Origin of the sequence: Qingshengfaniella alkalisoli (genome assembly GCF_007855645.1) — a bacterium.
Taxonomy (GTDB): domain Bacteria; phylum Pseudomonadota; class Alphaproteobacteria; order Rhodobacterales; family Rhodobacteraceae; genus Qingshengfaniella; species Qingshengfaniella alkalisoli.
In genome coordinates this window covers 1,580,736-1,599,653 of the sequence record NZ_CP042261.1, presented here as the reverse complement: position 1 = coordinate 1,599,653, position 18,918 = coordinate 1,580,736, and the positions used below count along the sequence as shown (strand labels likewise).

Genomic DNA, 18,918 nt, shown 5'->3' with positions numbered 1-18,918 from the left:
TGATGGGCGATCCGTTGCTTATGGAACCAACGTCACGCATTTTGTCGTTGCAGACATGTACCGTTCGATATCATTGGCTAATCGAACAACTCATAAGGAGAGACGATCGTGCAGAAAACTTGGATTCTCGGAGTGGTTGCCGCCCTTGGTCTGGCAGCTTGTGGTCAATCTGACATGGAACGCACCGCAACGGGTGCTGTCATGGGCGCGGCCGCTGGCCAGGTTCTTGCTGGTGACGCAACGACTGGCGCACTCATCGGTGGTGCGGCCGGTGCGTCCTGCCGCAGCCTGGGCACCTGCCCGAACAACTGATTTGGCGGCGGCAAGACCGCTGGCAAGATAGACTGATCGAAGCCGCCGCGGGTTCTGGCCCGCGGCGGCTTTCTTGTGTGGGGGAGGCCTATGTTCAAGAAGATCCTGATTGCGAACCGCGGGGAAATCGCCTGCCGTGTGATCAAGACGGCTCGGCGCATGGGGATTGCAACGGTCGCAGTCTATTCGGAGGCGGACCGACATGCGTTGCATGTCCAGATGGCGGACGAAGCGGTGCCTATCGGGCCAGCACCGGCCAACCAATCCTATATCGTGATCGAGAATATCCTGCAGGCGGTCCGCAGGACAGGAGCTGATGCGGTCCATCCGGGATATGGCTTTCTGTCCGAGAACAAGCGCTTCGCCGAGGCTTTGGAACGGGAAGGGGTGGTGTTCATCGGACCTTCGGCTTCTGCGATCGAAGCGATGGGGGACAAGATCACGTCCAAGAAGCTGGCGGCAGAAGCTGGCGTCAGCACGGTACCGGGCTATATGGGTCTGATCGAGGATGCGGATGAGGCCGTTCGTATTGCCTCTGACATCGGCTATCCAGTGATGATCAAGGCCAGTGCGGGGGGCGGTGGCAAAGGTATGCGTATCGCGTGGACTGACGCTGAAACGCGCGATGGATTTCAGTCATCGAAGAACGAGGCCGCGAGCAGCTTCGGGGATGACCGAATATTCATCGAGAAGTTCATCACCCAACCGCGCCATATCGAGATACAGGTGCTGGGTGACACGCACGGCAATTGCATCCATCTTAACGAACGTGAATGCTCCATTCAGCGGCGAAACCAGAAAGTCATCGAAGAAGCGCCGAGCCCGTTCCTGGATGCGGAGACACGCGACGCAATGGGTGCGCAAGCCATCGCACTGGCGCAGGCGGTCGACTATTCGTCGGCGGGCACCGTGGAGTTCATCGTGGATGCGGAGCGCAACTTCTATTTTCTCGAAATGAACACCCGGCTACAGGTCGAGCATCCAGTGACCGAATTGATCACCGATGTTGATCTGGTTGAGCACATGATCCGCGTCGCGGCAGGCGAAAGATTGGCGCTCGGGCAAGACGACATTGCAATCAAGGGCTGGGCGCTGGAATGTCGGCTCTATGCGGAAGACCCTTACCGCAATTTTCTGCCGTCCATCGGGCGATTGACGCGATATCGGCCACCTGCCGAAATCGACGGCCGGGTGCGCAACGACACGGGCGTCTATGAGGGTGGCGAGATTTCGATGCATTACGACCCCATGATCGCGAAGCTGTGCACATGGGGCGACACGCGTGAGACTGCCATTGCCGAGATGCGCGGCGCGCTTGATGCGTTCGAGGTCGAGGGGATCGGGCACAACCTGCCATTCCTCTCAGCCGTGATGGATCATGCGCGGTTTGTCTCGGGTGACATGACGACAGCATTCATAGCCGAAGAATTTTCTGATGGGTTCAGCGGTGTAGATCTGGGCGAGGACGACATGCAACGGATTGCCGCAGCTTGCGTGGCGATGCACCGGGTGGCGGAAATACGCCGGAGCCGCATTTCAGGACGCATGGACAATCATGAGCGCCGCGTGGGTTCTGACTGGGTCGTTACGTTGCAGGGGCGACGCTATGATTGCCGGGCCGATGCTGATCGGTCCGGAACGTCCGTTCAGGTCGATGGCGCTGCGCTGCGCGTGGAAGGACACTGGACACCTGGCGACCGACTGGCAGTGTTATCCGTCAATGCGGCACCGCTGGTTCTGAAGGTGGATAAGATCAGTGGCGGTTTCGGCATTCGCTATCGCGGTGCATCCCTGAACGTGCATGTCCGAACGCCTCGCCATGCGGAGCTTGCCGCTTTAATGCCCGACAAGCCGCCACCGGACACATCCCGCATGCTTCTGTGCCCGATGCCGGGTCTCGTCGTCAAACTCGATGTCGGCGTTGGGGATGAAGTGCAGGAAGGGCAGCCTCTGTGCACGGTCGAAGCGATGAAGATGGAGAACATGCTTCGGGCCGAACGAAAGGGCATCGTATCACGTATAAACGTCTCAGCGGGAGACAGCCTAGCCGTTGACGATGTGATTATGGAGTTCGAGTAGGTGCTAACCTTCCCCTCGTCGTTGTTCGCGCATCTCTTGCTGGCGAAGGGGCATCTTGTCGATCGCGCGGGTAAGTTCGCGAACATGCCATGGGGACGGCTTGCGCAGTTCTACCTGCCCATCTTTGCCAATCACCACCAATGAAAACCCGTGTGGCCGCAATTGGCGGCGCAATTCGCTTTCGGCGTCCGGATCCGTGTCGGTTAACACAACCACGTCGCGCCGAAACAACGCGTCCTTTTCCCGGTTCAGCAGATCCATTTGTTGAATGAATCGCGGATCATTCGCGGTGTCCGCAAAAACGACAACCGGGCGCGCAATCCACAGGAACTGTTCAAGATCATCGGTTTGCGTAACGAGAGGTCGATCGTCCGTGACCTCTTGGGCGATTGCGGGATAAACCAGCACAAGTGCCGAAATGACCGCGATAACAAGTGATCTCATGGCGCCTCCTGCTACAAATGATATAGCGCTTGGGACGCAAATGCGAAGTGATTGCGGTCGGGTTTTATCTGTTGTGATGTAAATTCCGCGTACAAGGCAGGGGGAAACACGATGTCGGACGGTAGGAAGCGCTGGAAAAGGCTGGCTGAAGCGGAACTGAAAGGCCGCCCGCTTGACGATCTGACATGGCGTACCTTGGAAGGCATCGACGTCAAACCGCTTTATACGGCGGAGGATGTGGTCGGATTGGATCATCTGGATGAGATCCCCGGAGAAGCGCCTTTCACACGGGGCCCACGCGCGACGATGTATGCCGGGCGGCCCTGGACCATCCGGCAATATGCAGGGTTTTCGACGGCCGAAGAAAGCAACGCATTTTACCGCAAAGCGTTGGCCGGCGGCCAGCAAGGCGTGTCGGTTGCATTCGATCTGGCAACGCATCGCGGCTATGACAGCGACCATCCGCGCGTTGAGGGTGATGTCGGGAAGGCCGGTGTTGCAATTGATAGCGTCGAGGACATGAAGCTCCTGTTCAACGGCATACCACTCGACAAGGTGTCTGTTTCGATGACTATGAATGGCGCGGTGATACCTGTGTTGGCCAGTTTCATAGTTGCTGGGGAAGAACAGGGGCATGACCGCTCTGTCCTGTCAGGCACCATTCAGAACGACATCCTTAAAGAATTCATGGTTCGCAACACCTATGTCTATCCGCCGGAACCCTCGATGCGGCTCGTGTCCGATATTATCGAATACACAGCGAACGAGATGCCCAAGTTCAATTCGATCTCGATTTCTGGCTACCACATGCAGGAAGCGGGCGCGAACCTTGTGCAGGAACTGGCGTTCACATTGGCCGACGGGCGCGAATACGTTCGCGCGGCGATCAAGGCGGGGATGGATGTCGACAAATTTGCCGGAAGGCTGTCCTTCTTCTTCGCCATCGGCAAGAACTTTTTCATGGAGGCGGCCAAGCTGCGTGCCGCGCGTATGCTGTGGCATCGCATCATGTCCGAATTCGCGCCCAGGAACCCGCGGTCCCTGATGCTGCGTACACATTGTCAGACATCGGGCGTGTCGCTGGCGGAACAGGACCCTTATAACAACGTCATCCGCACGGCCTATGAAGCGCTTTCGGCGGTGTTGGGTGGCACGCAGTCACTGCACACGAATGCATTGGACGAAGCGATTGCGCTTCCGACCGAGTTCTCCGCGCGGATCGCACGCAATACCCAGCTCATCTTGCAGGAAGAAACCGGCATTACCAATGTCGTCGATCCGCTGGCAGGGTCCTACTATGTCGAAAGCCTGACTGCCGAACTTGCCGATAAGGCGTGGGAGCTGATCGAGGAGATCGAAGCGCTTGGCGGTATGACACAGGCGGTCGGCACAGGCATGCCAAAGCTCAGGATCGAGGAAACGGCGGCGAAGCGGCAGGCGATGATTGATCGCGGCGAAGAAGTGATTGTCGGCGTAAACAAATACCGAAAGGACAAGGAAGATCCGATCGATATTCTCGACATCGACAACGCCAAAGTGCGCGACGCACAGGTAAGACGGCTGGAACGAATCCGGGCGGAGCGCGATCAGGTTAGGTGCGACGCAGCGCTTGCGGAACTCGAACGGCGCGCCCGCGCGGGTGGAAATCTGCTGGAAGCTGCGGTCGAGGCCGCTCGCGCCCGCGCTTCCGTCGGCGAAATCAGTATGGCGATAGAGAATGTGTTTGGCCGCCACGCTGCACGTGCCCGCACATTGTCAGGCGTCTACGGATCTGCATTTGACGGTGATGCGCTGTTCGCGGCGATACAGCGTGACGTTGCCTCGTTCGAGCAAGGCGAGGGACGGCGACCGCATATGCTTGTCGTGAAGATGGGGCAGGACGGGCATGACCGGGGAGCAAAGGTGATCGCGTCTGCCTTCAAGGATATGGGCTTCGATGTCGATGTCGGGCCACTGTTCCAGACGCCCGACGAAGCGGCGAGTGACGCCATCGCCAGCGACGTGCATGTCATCGGCATTTCTTCGCTTGCTGCGGGGCACAAGACTCTTGCGCCGCGATTGGTGGACGCGCTACGGGCGCAGGGTCGGGATGATATATTGGTGGTATGTGGCGGTGTGGTGCCACAGCAGGACTATCAGTACCTTCTGGATGCGGGTGTGAAGGCCATCTTCGGACCCGGAACACATATTCCCACGGCGGCGCAGGACGTCCTGCAGCTTATCCGAAACCATCGGGGCAGAAATGAAGCTTGATCACCTAGTCATATCGGCGGCCGATCTGGATGCAGCCACGGCTGAATTCGAAGAACGGCTCGGCGTGTCTTTCGAGGCCGGCGGCAAGCATCCCCTGATGGGCACACATAACCGATTGCTGTCGCTGGGGCCGGATCTGTACCTGGAAATCATCGCGATTGATTCCGAAGCAGCCGATCCGAATCGGGCGCGCTGGTTTTCTCTGGACCGGTTCAGTGGGCCGCCCAAGCTGACCAACTGGGTCGTTTCTACCGACGCGTTGGCTGAATTTCTGCGGATCGTTCCTGAGGCGGGCGAAGCCACGCAATTGTCGCGCGGTGATCTTCGCTGGGAAATGGCGATTCCAGCAAACGGATCGCTTCCGTGCGATGATATCTTTCCCGCGTTGATCCAGTGGGAAGGCGAGGCACATCCGGCAAAGCGTCTACCCGACCGCGCGTGCCGATTGGCGTCGTTCAGCATTTGTCACCCTCAGATAGCCCGCATAAGGGACGTGATCACCTTGCGTGATGACCGGGTCGTCTTGGCGCAAGGTATGGCGGGGTTGAGCGCCATTCTGCAGACACCGCGCGGTTTGGTGAAGCTAGGCTGACATTGAAGGATATTCTTAATGCAAATTGAACCGGCACAGCCGCGTGACTATGATCAGATTGCCGCGATCTGGGACCCCGTGATCCGTGAGACGACCATCATCTTCCACACGGTGCAGCGCACCCCCGAAATGGTCGGTGACGTCATTGTCAAGCGGCGCCAGGCAGGACGTGATTTCTGGGTGGCGCGCGACGGCGATGTTGTGCTGGGATTTGCGACCTATGATCGGTTTCGGGATGGCGACGGCTATGACTACGCCATGGAGCACTCGATCATCCTGACTGAAGACGCGCGCGGGCGTGGCGTCGGGCGGGCCTTGATGGATGTGTTGGAAGCACATGCTGCAAAGGCTGGTGTTCACGTGATGATTGCTGCGATCGACGCGGCCAACGCATCAGGCCAAGCGTTTCACGCGGCGCTGGGGTATGAAAAGGTTGGTCTCATGCCACAAGTGGGTCGCAAATTTGACCGCTGGCTCGATCTCGTCCTTATGCAGAAAATTCTCTAGTCCACGCTGACAGTTACGCTACTGCGCGCTAGGTTTGGTCCATGTCGATCTGGACCCGAATCGGAGAAGCGCTTTCCGCGCTGCGAGCAGGCGAGCCGCTGGGCGCCGTCTTTGACAAGCTGCGCACACCGCCAGAACGCAGCGTGGCGTTCACGATTGCGGTCATTGCGCTTGGTGCGAAAATGGCGAAAGCGGATGGTCGTGTAACTCGGAATGAGGTGACCGTTTTCCGCAGCCTGTTCCACATCCCGGCTTCTGAAGAAGAGAACGCTGCCAGGGTGTTCAATCTGGCGCGGCAGGATGTTGCGGGGTTCGAAAACTACGCTGCGCGCGTCCGGCAGATGTTTGGCGAAGGTCATCCGATCCTGATCGACATACTGGAGGGGTTGTTTCATATCGCCTTGGCGGATGGAGCCTACCACCCTGACGAAGATGATTATATCGAACGCGTGGCGAAGCTGTTCGACGTCTCCGAGCGGGATTTCCGAAATATGCGATCGCGTTTCGTGGAAGACGCAGCACCTGACCCGTACTGCGTGCTCGGCGCTGATCCAGACGATAGTTTGGAAGACGTGCGCAAGCGCTGGCGCGAGTTGGTCCGTGAAAGCCATCCCGACCGGATGATGGCGCGCGGACTGCCCGAGGAAGCCATCAAGATGGCCGAAAAACGCCTGATCGCCATCAACCGGGCATGGGAAGAAATCAGCACCTCGCGCGCCTGATCAGCTTGCGCGCCGCAGTGCAACGACCTCTGTTTCGGCTCCCAGCGACTTTGCCAGCGACGCGAAGCGCGATTGGGCGACTTCGCCAAACAGGGTTCGTCCTGCAGGGGTGATTTTCAGAACAAGCTTCTTTTTGTTCGGGTGCCAGCGAAGTTCACCCATCTGTTCGGACCGCTGCCCCGTGAACATCGCGCCGAAACGCATGGCTTTACCAAGGATCTCCGCTTCCCGAATCTGCTTTTCATTCAGCAGAGACAGAAGGCTTTCGAACCGGTTTCCCGTGCGGCTGTTTTTGTAGCGGTGCAGAAGTGCGAGCCCGAGAAAGACCCGGTCCGGATGGCTCAACCCGCCCATGTTTGCGCGGGTGGCGTAGTCGAAGCAGACTTCTGCGCGGTAATCCGGATGGGTGCGCCAGGTCACGTCGTGAAGCAGGCAAGCGGCTTTCGCCAAGCGCAGCCTGTCCCATGATGTACGGGTGTAAAGCGGTCGGACGAAATCATACAATGCACGGCCAAAGCCGGGAACACGCGCGTCTTTGGCCTCGGCAAAGTAGGAAGCTTCGATCAACGGGTCGCGCTTGCGCAGTTCCTGTGGCATCTGTTCATAAAGCAGCCCCTCTCGCAGCCCGTAACTTGACACGCAGATTTCACGAGGCTTGAAGTTACGCAACATTCCGGCAAGCGAGTGGGCGGCAAGGGGGACCAAGGACATGCGTTCTGATCCGATGCCAGCTGCGGATCGCAACTTGTCGGGGTCTTCGTTTTCGATCCATTTCAACGTTTTGCGCAGATCGCGCGGCGTCATCTGGTATTCGTGCAGAACCTTCAGCGGATAATCGCGCCGTACCATGTCGAGCTTGGCAATCGCGCGCCACGAGCCGCCTACGAGATATAGGCACCCGCCCCAGTCACCGAAGTCGCTGCGCAGCGACTTCAGTTCCTTGTCGACGAAATTGCGAAGGCCTTTCTTGCCGCCTTTAATATCCCGCAGCTTGAGTGGACCAAGCGGTGACGTCACCCGGTGTCCGATCTGTCCGTCATCAACGGTGGCCAGTTCCATGGACGACCCGCCGATGTCACACACCAACCCCGATGCTTGAGGCCATCCCAAGAGAACGCCTTGAGCGGACAGCCGCGCTTCTTCCTTGCCGTCGATTACGTAAAGGCGGAGGCCGGTCTCCTGCGCTATCTCCTCCCTGAACGCAGGACCGTCCTCCGCCTCGCGCACCGCAGCAGTCGCAACTGCCGTGAGCGGTGCTATCCCCATGCCATCTGCAAGTGCTTGGAAGCGCTTGATGGCATCGAAAGCCCGTTCGCGTCCTTTCGGGTTCAGCTTTCCGGTCTCGGACAGACCGGCCCCGAGGCCGCACAGAACCTTCTCATTGTAGAAATAGGCCGGCGATCGGGCCGCCCCATCGAATACTACGAGCCGGACCGAGTTCGACCCGACATCCACAACGCCGACACGAGACAGCGCTCGCGCTGCGGGGTCGTTAAAGAGTGGTCTTCCGAAGGGTCCCCAATCCTCGGTCGAGGCTTCTCCGCCTCCGTCCATCCCTTGCCCCCTTTTTATGCAAACAACGTGGCGTAAAAAAATTGTGACGTCAATTCTTAAGCAGGCGCACCATGAAGATTGGCCAACTGTATGACGTCTTTCGCTCCGGCAGAACCACGGCCCGACAGGGAAGGGTTCTTCATGAAGTAGTCGTGGCAGTTGAACATCCTGTCCGGATCGTTCGATGTCGGTCGATAGAAACTTCCATCGGGCCGCAGAATCCAGCTCTGCGCCTCATCCCTCAGGTTGGCGGCCATGATCTGTCCGACGATCTGTTCCTTCACCGTTGGGTTGAAGCACTCGACGAAGGTTTCGACCCGACGGTTCAGATTGCGGCTCATCCAGTCTGCCGAGGAAATGAAGACCTTCGCTTGTTTGGATGGCAGGCCGTGCCCGTTGCCGAAACAGGCGATGCGGGAATGTTCCAGATAGCGACCGACGATGGATTTGACGCGTATGTTTTCGCTCAACCCCTTGATGCCGGGCCTGATGCCGCAAATTCCGCGAATGACCAGCGTAATCTTTACCCCCGCTTGGCTGGCCTTGTAGAGCGCATCGATCACGTCGGGTTCGATCAGTGCATTCATCTTGACCCAAACCTCGGCCGGTTTGCCTTGCTGGGCAAAATCGGCCTCCCGTTCCAGCAGGGCGATGATCTTGGGCTTGATCATCAGGGGAGAGATCGACAGGTTTTCCAGCCCCTCGGGTTGTGCGTATCCAGATAGGTAGTTGAACACCTTGGTCGCGTCCCTTCCCAGCGCCTCGTCGCAGGTGAAGAAGCTGAGATCGGTGTATATCTTCGCGGTAATCGGGTGATAGTTACCAGTGCCGTAATGCGAATAGGTCACCAGCCGATTGCCTTCACGCCGCACGACGGAGCTGATCTTGGCATGGGTCTTGTAGTTCATGAATCCGTAAACCACATGCGCGCCGGCACGTTCCAGCATCCTTGATTGACGAATATTGGCGGCCTCGTCAAAACGGGCTTTCAGTTCCACCAGTGCGGTCACGGACTTCCCGTCCTCTGCCGCTTCGCACAAGGCACCGACGATCGGAGAGTTCTTGGAAGTGCGGTAAAGCGTCTGCTTGATCGCCAGTACATTCGGGTCGCGTGCGGCCTGCTGCAAGAAGCGGACTACCATGTCGAAAGTCTCATAGGGGTGATGCAGCAGCATGTCCTTCTGCCGGATGGCAGCGAACATATCTCCATCATGGTCCTGGACCCGTTCGGGAACACGAGGCGTGAAGGACTGCCATAACAGGTCCGGTCGATGATCCAGCACCAGTTCCTTCAGGTCCACGACGCCGATCATGCCCTTCAGCTCGATCACTTCGCCTTCTTCGAGGTGAAGCTGCTCGACGATCAGCCGTTTCAGATCGGCGGGCGCGTTGGCTGACATCTTCATGCGAATGACCTCGCCCCGGCGGCGGCGTTTCAGGGCAACCTCGAATTCGCGTACAAGGTCTTCGGCTTCTTCCTCGACCTCCAGATCGCTGTCGCGCAGCACGCGGAACTGGCAGCTTCCCTTCAATTCGTAACCGGGAAACATCTGGTTGATATGTAAAAGCAGCAGGTCTTCAAGCGCGGCGAACCGATCCTGACCTTCACGTGCGGGCAGGGCGATGAAGCGATTGATTTGGGCGGGAATGGGTAGAAGGGCCTTTAGTAAGCGACCGTCCGAAACCCGGCGCAGAGACAGGGCCAGCGCAAGGCCAGTGTTCGGGATGAACGGGAAGGGATGCGCGGGATCCACGGCCAACGGTGACAGAACCGGGAAGACCTGTGACAGGAAGAACTCCTCCAGAAATTTCAGATCTGCCCGTGTCAGCCGACTGCGAGGGATCAGAAGGATGCCTTCCTTTTCCATCTCGCGACGCAGCTTGTTCCAGACGATCTGTTGCGAATGCATCAGATCGCGCGCGTCCTTGTCGATCAGGACCAGTTGCTCGGCTGGGGTCAGCCCGTCCGCGGCGGGCTTGTTTTGCCCGGCATGCGCCAGCTCGCGCAGTCCGGCGACGCGGACCGTGTAGAATTCATCCAGATTGTTGGCTGAAATTGACACGAATCTCAGGCGTTCCAGCAGCGGCACATGAGAGTTCTCGGCCTCTTCGAGAACACGGCGATTGAAGGCGAGCCAGCTGAGTTCCCGGTTGAAGAAGCGAGCAGGGCCGGTGGTATCCAGATCACTCATCTCGATCGCGGACGGAAAAGGCGAATTCAGGAAATCGGCGGCGGTCATGTCTTCCTCTGTCTTCCGGTGGCGATCAACGGTGCGGATGAAAGTTTGCGAGTATTTCAGCGGCGAGCGGACGGGTGATGCGTCGTTGGCGGATCAGGGCCGTGTGATCCAGTTCTGCCACGAGTTCACGTGCGACAGCGAGCGAGCGCTCCATACGGTTAACCAAATAGGATATGGTTTCGGGTCCGATGGCAAGCTGCCTGTCATCGCAAAGCTTTACCAGAACCATGTTCAGAAGCCCGTCATCAGGCTGTTCGATCCGCGTGATTGGCAGAGTTTGCATTCGGCTTTCCAGGTCGGGCAGTCTCGCACCCCAGGTCCCCGCAACGTCTTTAGCTGTCAAAAGCAGGGGCTTTTCTTCGAACTGGGCATGGTTGAACAGATGAAACAACTGCTCTTCCAATAGTTTGTTGCCTGCCACCACGTCAGCGTCATCAATCGCGATAGCCCCGGCATGTTCGACCGTGTCATGCCAGTTCGTGTCAAGCGCACGGCCCGAAAAGATCACGGCGCCCGCGTCCTTGGCCCAAAGATGCGTCAAATGGGTACGGCCGGACCCGCGTGGCCCTACCAGCATCATTTTCCCGGAGGGCCAATCTCGCCAGCCATCTACGGATGCCAACGCTGCTGCATTGGACGGAGCAGGCAAAAAATCGGCCCGCGACATTCCTTTTTCCTGCGGGAGGTCCAGCAGAAGTTGCTGTTCGATCATGGATCTGCGCGGTCATCCGAGTGAAACGTTCGTGCAGCCAATGTGGCTTCCTTGCCGACATGGCCTTGATAGAGTTGGCCTGTCTTGTATTGCGCGAGACCGAAACGAACAAGCACGCCGATCATGGCGGACACTGGCACGGCGACCAACATGCCGACGAAGCCGAAGGTTGTGCCGAACACGGACAATGCGAGAAGCAGCCAGACCGGGTGCAAGCCTACGCTGGAGCCGACGAGCTTGGGTGTCAGCACATTGCCTTCAAGCATCTGGCCTGCAAAGAAAACTCCGGCCACAATGGCGATCATTACGGGTTCGCCCCAGAACTGGAACAGAGCAAGGCCGATGGCCAACCCGCCCCCGACCAGCGATCCGACATAGGGGATGAAGGTCACGAAGCCCGCGATGGCGCCAACGACAAGGCCGAAGTTCAGACCGACCGCCATCAGCGAGACAGCATAGAACGTGCCTTGGATCAGGCAGACCAAACCCTGCCCGCGAATGAACGAGGCCAGCGTGTCGTCCATTTCTCTTGCCAACTTGCGGATCGTGGGGGCGTAGTCGCGTGGCAGCAATTCATCGATGCGCGCGACCATACGGTCCCAGTCGATCAGCAGATAAAAGCTGACCACAGGCACCACGACCAGAAGGAAGATGATGTTGAACAGGCTCATTGCTGAAGACAGGGCTCCTTCCAGCAGAGCCAGCCCTTTGTCGCGAATGGTGTCGCCCATGCTTGCGATCGTCTGATTGACCGGCGAGTCCTCTACGAAAAGCGAGGGGAAGCGCTCTCTCAGGAAGTCCCTCAGATCTACGAATACGGAAGGTGCGATGTTGATCAGCTGCGTGGCTTGGTTGATGAGTGTCGGAATTACCGCCAGCGTCATGACCACGAAGATCAGCACAAACAGGATCGAAATGACCGCAACCGATGCCACGCGCGACAGGCCGATCCGTTCAAGGCGGTCCGCGAGCGGGTCAAGCATGTAGGCAATAGCTGCTCCCAGGATGAAGGGCAGGAGCACATCGCCCAACGCCCATAAGAGCAGACCAAGCCCGACCAGGAAACCGAGCCATATACGAAGCTGTGTTTTGACGGGTAATGCCATGTAATCCCCCTGCTTGGACTGTCTTCGCCCAATCGGACATGGCGTGCAAGCGCCATCACGCGATTGCGCCATGTCCGACGTTGCCTGTGCCTTGTGCGGCAATTGTCGATGGCGTATGGCCGTGCCAGCCAAGATTGCGAGGGGATTTGAGTTTCATGCGTCTGTCACGCTATTTTCTGCCCGTTCTGAAAGAAACGCCTGCCGATGCGCAAATCGCCAGCCACCGGCTGATGCTGCGGGCGGGGATGATCAGGCAGGCCAGCGCCGGGATCTATTCGTGGCTGCCTCTGGGCTACAAAGTGCTGCGTCGACTTGAGCAGATCGTGCACGAGGAACAGCAGCGTGCAGGTCATATCCCAATGCTGATGCCCACGCTTCAATCCGCGGATTTGTGGCGCGAATCCGGTCGTTACGATGACTACGGCGAAGAAATGCTCCGGATCACCGACCGTCATAACCGCGACATGCTGTATGGCCCGACCAATGAAGAACTGATCACCGACATCTTCCGCAGCTACGTGTCGAGCTACAAGTCGCTGCCGTTGACGCTGTATCACATCCAGTGGAAATTCCGCGACGAGATCCGCCCGCGCTTCGGCGTGATGCGGGGCCGCGAATTCCTGATGAAGGACGGCTACAACTTTGACCTGACGAAGGAAGACGCGCTGCACGCCTATAACCGCCATCTGGTCAGCTATCTGCGGACTTATGAGCGGATGGGTCTTCAGGCGATTCCGATGCGTGCGGATAGCGGACCTATCGGTGGGGACGACACCCACGAATTCTTGGTTCTGGCCGAGACCGGCGAGTCCGAGGTCTTTTACGACAGCGCGGTTACGGACATCAAACTCGGCAGCCGCGACATCGACTACGACAGCGTCGATCAGTGCAAGGCGGTGATGGAAGAATTCACGGCTCTCTATGCCCGCACCGACGAAACCCATGACGAAGCGGCCTTCAACGCGATCTCCGAAGATCGTCGTCGTGTCGCGCGCGGGATCGAGGTCGGTCAGATCTTCTATTTCGGCACCAAGTATTCCGAACCGATGGGGGCAACGGTTGTCAACGACAAGGGCGAACAGGTGCCCGTGCATATGGGCAGCCATGGCATCGGTGTCAGCCGCTTGATCGGAGCGCTGATCGAAGCCAACCACGACGATAACGGCATCATCTGGCCGGAAGGCGTCACGCCCTACCACTGCGGGATCGTGAACCTGAAACAAGGTGACGCCGAAGCGGATGCGGCTTGTGATGGACTCTACAAGGCACTTACGGATGCCGGGCTGGACCCGCTCTACGACGATCGGGATGAGCGCGCGGGTGCCAAATTCGCGACCATGGACCTTATTGGTCTGCCATGGCGGATCACGGTGGGGCCGCGCGGTCTAAAAAACGGCGTGGTCGAACTGACCAGCCGCCGCACCGGCGAAAGCGAGGAACTTTCGCCCGAGATTGCCGTTTCCCGCATCAAGGATATCTACAAGGATATCTGACAACGGGGCCGCATTGCGCGGCCCTATTTGCAACAGGATTGCCCGTGGCTGCCAAATCAACCGCACCTTTTTCGCGCTTCGAATGGATGATCGCCTGGCGCTATCTTCGGGCCAAGAAGTCCGAGGGTGGCGTCAGCACGATGACGTGGATTTCGGTCATCGGGATCGCGCTTGCCGTCTTCGCGCTGATCGCGACACTTGCGGTGCGCGCAGGCTTTCGTGCTGAATTCGTGGATACGATCCTCGGCTCCAATGCCCATGTTACCTATTACTCGGTGCCCTATGAGGATGATCTGGGCAATATCAACCGGGCAATTACCGACTACACGGAGGTGTCCGAGCGGTTGCGGGCCGTCGATGGCGTGGTTCGCGCGGCACCCCTGATCCGGGCACAGGTAATCGCGGCGTTCAACGGTCGTAACGCGGGCGTGCAGGTGCTGGGAATTGAAAAGGACAATCTTCTTGATCTGCCGCGGATCAACGATCCTGAAACGGGTATGGGCGATATCGACCGGTTCGATGAAGGTATCGCAATGGGGGCCGGTGTCGCGCGTATGCTGGGTGTGGGTGTAGGCGATCAGGTCCGGCTGATTTCACCAGACGGGGTTAAAACGCCGTTCGGGACGTCCCCGCGCGTCAGCGTCTATGAGGTGACATATGTTTTCACCGCAGGACGTTACGATATCGACCAGACCCGCGTCTATATGCCGTTTGTGGAGGCGCAGAGCTACTTTAACCGTGATGGTGTGGCCGATGAGATCGAGATCATCACACAAGACCCGGAAGGCCTGGACAGGGTCATGCCGGGGTTGTGGGATGCCGCTGGATCGCAAGGCCAATTCCTGACATGGAAACAAGCCTCGGGTGCCTTCCTGCGCGCGCTGGAGGTCGAAGACAATGTGATGTTCGTCCTGCTATCGGTTCTGGTTCTGATCGCTACGATGAACATCGTGTCAGGCCTGATCATGCTGGTGAAAAACAAGGGCCGCGACATCGGCATTTTGCGCACCATCGGATTGACGGAAGGCTCCGTTCTGCGCGTCTTCTTCATCTGCGGCACATCGGTGGGTGTGATCGGCACGGTGATTGGCGTGATCCTGGGGTGCCTTTTCGCGATCTATATCGACCCGATATTTGCGCTGGTAAACCGTATCTCGGGCGGGGGTGTTTGGGATCCGTCGATCCGGGGCATCTACTATCTGCCCGCGTTACTGCAAGTGAAAGATGTGGTGACGGCTGTTGCTCTGTCGCTGTTCCTGTCCTGCGTGATCACGATCTTTCCGGCCCGCCGCGCGGCCCGCATGAACCCGGTGGAGGCGTTGCGCCATGAGTGATCCAGTTCTGATTCTTGATGATATTAGCCACAGTTATCACCGCGGGCTGCCCACGCAGGTCGACGTGTTGCGCGGCGCGTCACTGGAAATGGGACCGGGTGAGTTGATCGCGCTGGTCGCGCCGTCGGGCGCGGGAAAGTCCACATTGCTGCATGTCGCGGGGCTGCTTGATCGGCAGGATTCTGGTTCGGTCAGCATCAAGGGGCAAGATACCTGGAACTTGTCCGACGACAAACGCACGGGAATACGCCGCGATACCGTCGGTTTTGTCTACCAGTTTCACCACCTGCTGCCGGAGTTCTCGGCGGTAGAGAACGTCGTCCTGCCGCAGCTCGCCAATGCTGTGCCCGAACGTGATGCGATCGACTACGCGCGGCAGCTGCTCGACACCGTTGGACTCGGCCACCGCTACGACCACCGCCCAGCGGAATTGTCCGGAGGCGAACAGCAGCGGGTGGCCTTCTGCCGTGCGCTGGCCAATCGCCCTGCGATCCTGCTGGCGGATGAACCGACCGGCAATCTGGACCCGACGACCTCGGATCAGGTATTCGATGCGCTTCTGACGCTGGTGCGTGAAACGGGGCTGTCCGCGCTGATCGCAACGCATAACGCCGAACTGGCGGCGCGAATGGACCGCACCGTGAAGCTGGAAGAGGGTGTCCTCGTTTCTGTCTAGCCGCTTGTGGCGAAGCTGTGGATCGGCAGTGCCACTTTCGACTGGTGTATCCCGCGCAGCCCGAATGGCAACACACCGGCCAGTCCCAGATACTCCGCCGCCAGACCCACAACGGATAGGAACATCTCGGTCCCCTGTAGGCCGCAGGGCTCGCTGCGCTGGAAGGAAAATCCCTGACCGCTGCGCCAGTGATCCATGACAACCGTCAGCGCCTGCCGGATCTCGACCTCGATCTCAGCCGCTCGGTAATCGGTCTGCCTGCTGCACAGCCAAAGGGGATGCACCACGTCGAGGATGTTGCACGACGTAAACCCTTCACGGGCGAACCCGCCATTCGCGCGGCTGTGGGCGAGGATCGTGTCAATGGATCGTTCGGGGTAAGGCAGAGGCATGCCGAACAGAGCGTAGCTGCCTCGGGTCAGCCGGTAGAAGCCGTTCACCGGAAGCAGCCAGTCATGCCCCTTCGGAGGCGACCACATGCCCGTCAGCGGGTCGGCATGGATGTTTAGCCAGCCAAACAGCGTGGCAAACGGCCCCGTGATGCCATGGTAGCGCGCATTGAAATACATCGCCGTCCCAAGGCCATCGACCATCGCGCCTGCACCCCAGGGGTTTTCGGTCCATGGAATGTCGCTAAGCCAGCGTTCCATCGCGCCCGCATCGGTCGCCGGCGCCCACCTGATCGGGTGAAGCGGTGACGCGCCGAGGCATTCCAACGCGTGTCCGACGCTTTCGATGTTGTAAAGTTCGTCCCCGCTCGGATGCTCAGTCGGGGCAGCGTGCCGGAACTGCCCGGTCGTCGCGTCCTGATCCGCCTGGAGCTGCTTGATCCAGCCGTCGCGATCGAGCGGTTCCGGAGCTTCATCGAACATCGCCGCAATCTGTATTGCGTCGCAATCGGGGCGGAGCGGGGCCTTCGCGTCATTGCGCGGATCGGAATAATGACGCAGCTGGCCAATGTCTTCTCGTTCTACGCGATGGTTGGCTAGAATCCCGCACCATTCTTTCGACACGGTCTGCCCGAAGTCACGCAGTTTATCAGCAAGATCGCCTGTCGTGGCTGGTTTGACCTTGGGCCTGCGCCGGTCGCGGATGATGCGTGCAGGATTTCCGCCTACGATCATGTAGGCCGGGACGTCCTTGGTCACCACCGCACCTGCACCTATGATGACATGATCGCCAACGTTTACCCCGTCGCAGATCACGGCGTTTGCACCTACCCAGACGTCATTGCCCAGCGTGACACCACGCGTGCGGATACCCTGAACCCGGACGGGCCGGTCGATATCGTCAAATGCGTGGTCGAACCCCACGATGGCGGCACCTGCCGCGATTCGCACATCATTGCCGAGCACTACCTTGCCGATGACCGCGCAGTTCAGGTTGAACGAACAATGGCTGCCCGTCGTGACCTCGCCATTGAAGCGAACGCCCGCGCAGACGATATTGTCATCGCCGAATTCCAGCCGGTCGGCGAGATAGTAGGCGAGCGGCGACAGATAGCCGCCGCTGCCCGCTGTCACGCCTTGTTCGACCAGTTCTGCCTTGAATGCCGATTGTGCCTGCCGTTCGGCGGTCGTGGCCTTGTGTTCAAATTCCCAGGGATGCGCGTCGAAGCGTGTCTGCGTGGGGATGCTGTCGGGGTTTTTGGTTTCGACGGGCAAGAGCTCCTCCGGTTGCCATTCCGAATCCTACTGATTGGTAGGAAACATGCGCTTGCCGCAAAGACACGTCAAGCCGCACGAGGCGGCTTGAAACGTCGAAATTCGCTTTTCTGTGGGTCAGGCGTTGAACAGGAAATGCAACACATCGCCATCCGCGACCTTGTAGCCCTTTCCTTCGACCCGCATCTTTCCCGCTTCCTTCGCGCCTTGTTCGCCGCCAAGCGCGACGTAGTCGTCATAGGCGATGGTTTCGGCGCGGATGAAGCCGCGTTCGAAATCGCCATGGATGACGCCCGCCGCCTGCGGTGCCAGCGTGCCCTGACGAATGGTCCAGGCACGGGCCTCTTTCGGGCCGACCGTGAAGTAGGTTTCCAGGGACAGCAAGTCGTATCCGGCGCGGATCAACCGGTCCAGACCGGCTTCGTCCAACCCCAGATCGGACAGGAACATCTCGGCTTCCTCGCCGTCGAGCTGACTGATCTCTTCCTCGATCGCCGCCGAGATAACCACAGCCGCTGCGCCATTGGCTTTTGCCATTTCCTCAACGCGGGCCGAATGAGCGTTACCTGCGGCGGCGGAGCCTTCCTCGACATTACAGACGTAAAGGATCGGTTTCGTTGTCAGAAGCTGCAGCATCTTCCATGCTTTGACGTCTTCCTCATCCACCTCGACGGTGCGGGCCGGGCGACCATCTTCGAGCGCCGCCATGGCATCCTTCAGAAGCCGTTCCTGCTGGATCGCTTCCTTGTCGCCGCCACGCACCTTGCGGGTCAGTCCCTGAAGCCGCTTCTCGATGCTTTCCATATCGGCGAGCATCAGCTCTGTTTCGATGGTTTCGGCGTCCTCGATCGGATCGACGCGACCTTCGACATGGGTCACGTCTCCGTCTTCAAAGCAGCGGAGCACATGGGCGATGGCGTCTACTTCACGGATATTGGCGAGAAACTGGTTGCCCAGGCCTTCGCCCTTGGACGCGCCCTTCACCAGGCCGGCGATGTCCACGAATGTGATGCGCGTAGGGATGATCTGCTTGGACTTGGCGATGGCGGCCAGCTTGTCGAGGCGCGGATCTGGCACGGCCACTTCGCCGACATTCGGCTCGATCGTGCAGAAGGGGAAGTTGGCGGCCTGTGCCGCAGCGGTTCGGGTCAGCGCGTTGAACAGGGTCGATTTACCCACATTCGGCAGACCGACGATTCCCATCTTGAAGCCCATGACGCATATCCCTTG

15 protein-coding genes and 1 pseudogene are annotated in these 18,918 nt (G+C 58.9%); 9 read left to right on the top strand and 7 right to left on the bottom strand.

Features of this window, described 5'->3' with window-relative positions:
• The first annotated feature begins 108 nt into the window (after nucleotides 1-108).
• A complete protein-coding gene (locus FPZ52_RS08020) occupies nucleotides 109-312 on the top strand; it encodes a hypothetical protein (RefSeq protein WP_146364951.1) in 204 nt (67 codons plus the stop codon).
• A gap of 90 nt (nucleotides 313-402) precedes the next feature.
• Nucleotides 403-2,391, top strand: coding sequence for an acetyl-CoA carboxylase biotin carboxylase subunit (gene accC, locus FPZ52_RS08015; protein ID WP_146364950.1), 1,989 nt, complete (start codon nucleotides 403-405; stop codon nucleotides 2,389-2,391).
• Between the two features lie 3 nt (nucleotides 2,392-2,394).
• Here the strand turns inward: accC and FPZ52_RS08010 are convergent, their stop codons facing one another.
• Nucleotides 2,395-2,835, bottom strand: a complete 441-nt coding sequence (locus FPZ52_RS08010; RefSeq protein ID WP_146364949.1) for a DUF4174 domain-containing protein — start codon at nucleotides 2,833-2,835, stop codon at nucleotides 2,395-2,397.
• Nucleotides 2,836-2,946: 111 nt separating this feature from the next.
• On the opposite strand from FPZ52_RS08010, the gene scpA reads away from it, so the two are divergent.
• From scpA to FPZ52_RS07990, 4 genes are read left to right on the top strand one after another with little or no spacing between them, the layout of a single operon-like run.
• The gene (scpA, locus tag FPZ52_RS08005; protein ID WP_146364948.1) at nucleotides 2,947-5,088 is read left to right on the top strand and encodes a methylmalonyl-CoA mutase; all 2,142 of its coding nucleotides are present in this window, start codon (nucleotides 2,947-2,949) and stop codon (nucleotides 5,086-5,088) included.
• Nucleotides 5,078-5,680 (top strand): VOC family protein, encoded by a 603-nt coding sequence (locus FPZ52_RS08000; protein WP_146364947.1) that lies wholly within the window; start codon nucleotides 5,078-5,080, stop codon nucleotides 5,678-5,680. The genes scpA and FPZ52_RS08000 overlap by 11 nt, the downstream gene beginning before the upstream one ends.
• A gap of 18 nt (nucleotides 5,681-5,698) precedes the next feature.
• Entirely contained in the window at nucleotides 5,699-6,187 is a 489-nt protein-coding gene (locus FPZ52_RS07995) for a GNAT family N-acetyltransferase (RefSeq protein ID WP_146364946.1), read from the top strand.
• A 41-nt stretch (nucleotides 6,188-6,228) separates the two neighbouring features.
• Nucleotides 6,229-6,909, top strand: coding sequence for a molecular chaperone DjiA (locus FPZ52_RS07990; protein ID WP_146364945.1), 681 nt, complete (start codon nucleotides 6,229-6,231; stop codon nucleotides 6,907-6,909).
• On the opposite strand, the gene FPZ52_RS07985 is transcribed toward FPZ52_RS07990, so the two are convergent.
• From FPZ52_RS07985 to FPZ52_RS07970, 4 genes are read right to left on the bottom strand one after another with little or no spacing between them, the layout of a single operon-like run.
• Nucleotides 6,910-8,463, bottom strand: a complete 1,554-nt coding sequence (locus tag FPZ52_RS07985; protein WP_146364944.1) for a Ppx/GppA family phosphatase — start codon at nucleotides 8,461-8,463, stop codon at nucleotides 6,910-6,912.
• A gap of 56 nt (nucleotides 8,464-8,519) precedes the next feature.
• Nucleotides 8,520-10,703, bottom strand: coding sequence for an RNA degradosome polyphosphate kinase (locus tag FPZ52_RS07980; protein WP_146364943.1), 2,184 nt, complete (start codon nucleotides 10,701-10,703; stop codon nucleotides 8,520-8,522).
• Nucleotides 10,704-10,728: 25 nt separating this feature from the next.
• Nucleotides 10,729-11,370, bottom strand: coding sequence for an HdaA/DnaA family protein (locus FPZ52_RS07975; protein WP_240804325.1), 642 nt, complete (start codon nucleotides 11,368-11,370; stop codon nucleotides 10,729-10,731).
• Nucleotides 11,371-11,411: 41 nt separating this feature from the next.
• Nucleotides 11,412-12,521, bottom strand: coding sequence for an AI-2E family transporter (locus FPZ52_RS07970; RefSeq protein WP_146364941.1), 1,110 nt, complete (start codon nucleotides 12,519-12,521; stop codon nucleotides 11,412-11,414).
• Nucleotides 12,522-12,676: 155 nt separating this feature from the next.
• On the opposite strand from FPZ52_RS07970, the gene proS reads away from it, so the two are divergent.
• From proS to FPZ52_RS07955, 3 genes are all read left to right on the top strand, one after another.
• Complete coding sequence (gene proS / locus FPZ52_RS07965; protein WP_146364940.1) at nucleotides 12,677-14,014, top strand: proline--tRNA ligase; 1,338 nt, start codon at nucleotides 12,677-12,679, stop codon at nucleotides 14,012-14,014.
• Nucleotides 14,015-14,100: 86 nt separating this feature from the next.
• Complete coding sequence (locus FPZ52_RS07960) at nucleotides 14,101-15,348, top strand: ABC transporter permease (RefSeq protein WP_146365703.1); 1,248 nt, start codon at nucleotides 14,101-14,103, stop codon at nucleotides 15,346-15,348.
• Entirely contained in the window at nucleotides 15,341-16,024 is a 684-nt protein-coding gene (locus FPZ52_RS07955) for an ABC transporter ATP-binding protein (RefSeq protein ID WP_146364939.1), read from the top strand. Before FPZ52_RS07960 ends, FPZ52_RS07955 begins: the two co-directional genes overlap by 8 nt.
• A gap of 1,082 nt (nucleotides 16,025-17,106) precedes the next feature.
• On the opposite strand, the pseudogene FPZ52_RS19490 reads toward FPZ52_RS07955, so the two are convergent.
• Together FPZ52_RS19490 and ychF are read right to left on the bottom strand one after the other, a co-directional pair.
• Nucleotides 17,107-17,265 (bottom strand): annotated as a pseudogene (locus FPZ52_RS19490) (DapH/DapD/GlmU-related protein); the annotation flags it as partial.
• 540 nt (nucleotides 17,266-17,805) lie between these two features.
• A complete protein-coding gene (gene ychF, locus FPZ52_RS07945) occupies nucleotides 17,806-18,903 on the bottom strand; it encodes a redox-regulated ATPase YchF (RefSeq protein WP_146364937.1) in 1,098 nt (365 codons plus the stop codon).
• Between the last annotated feature and the right edge of the window lie 15 nt (nucleotides 18,904-18,918).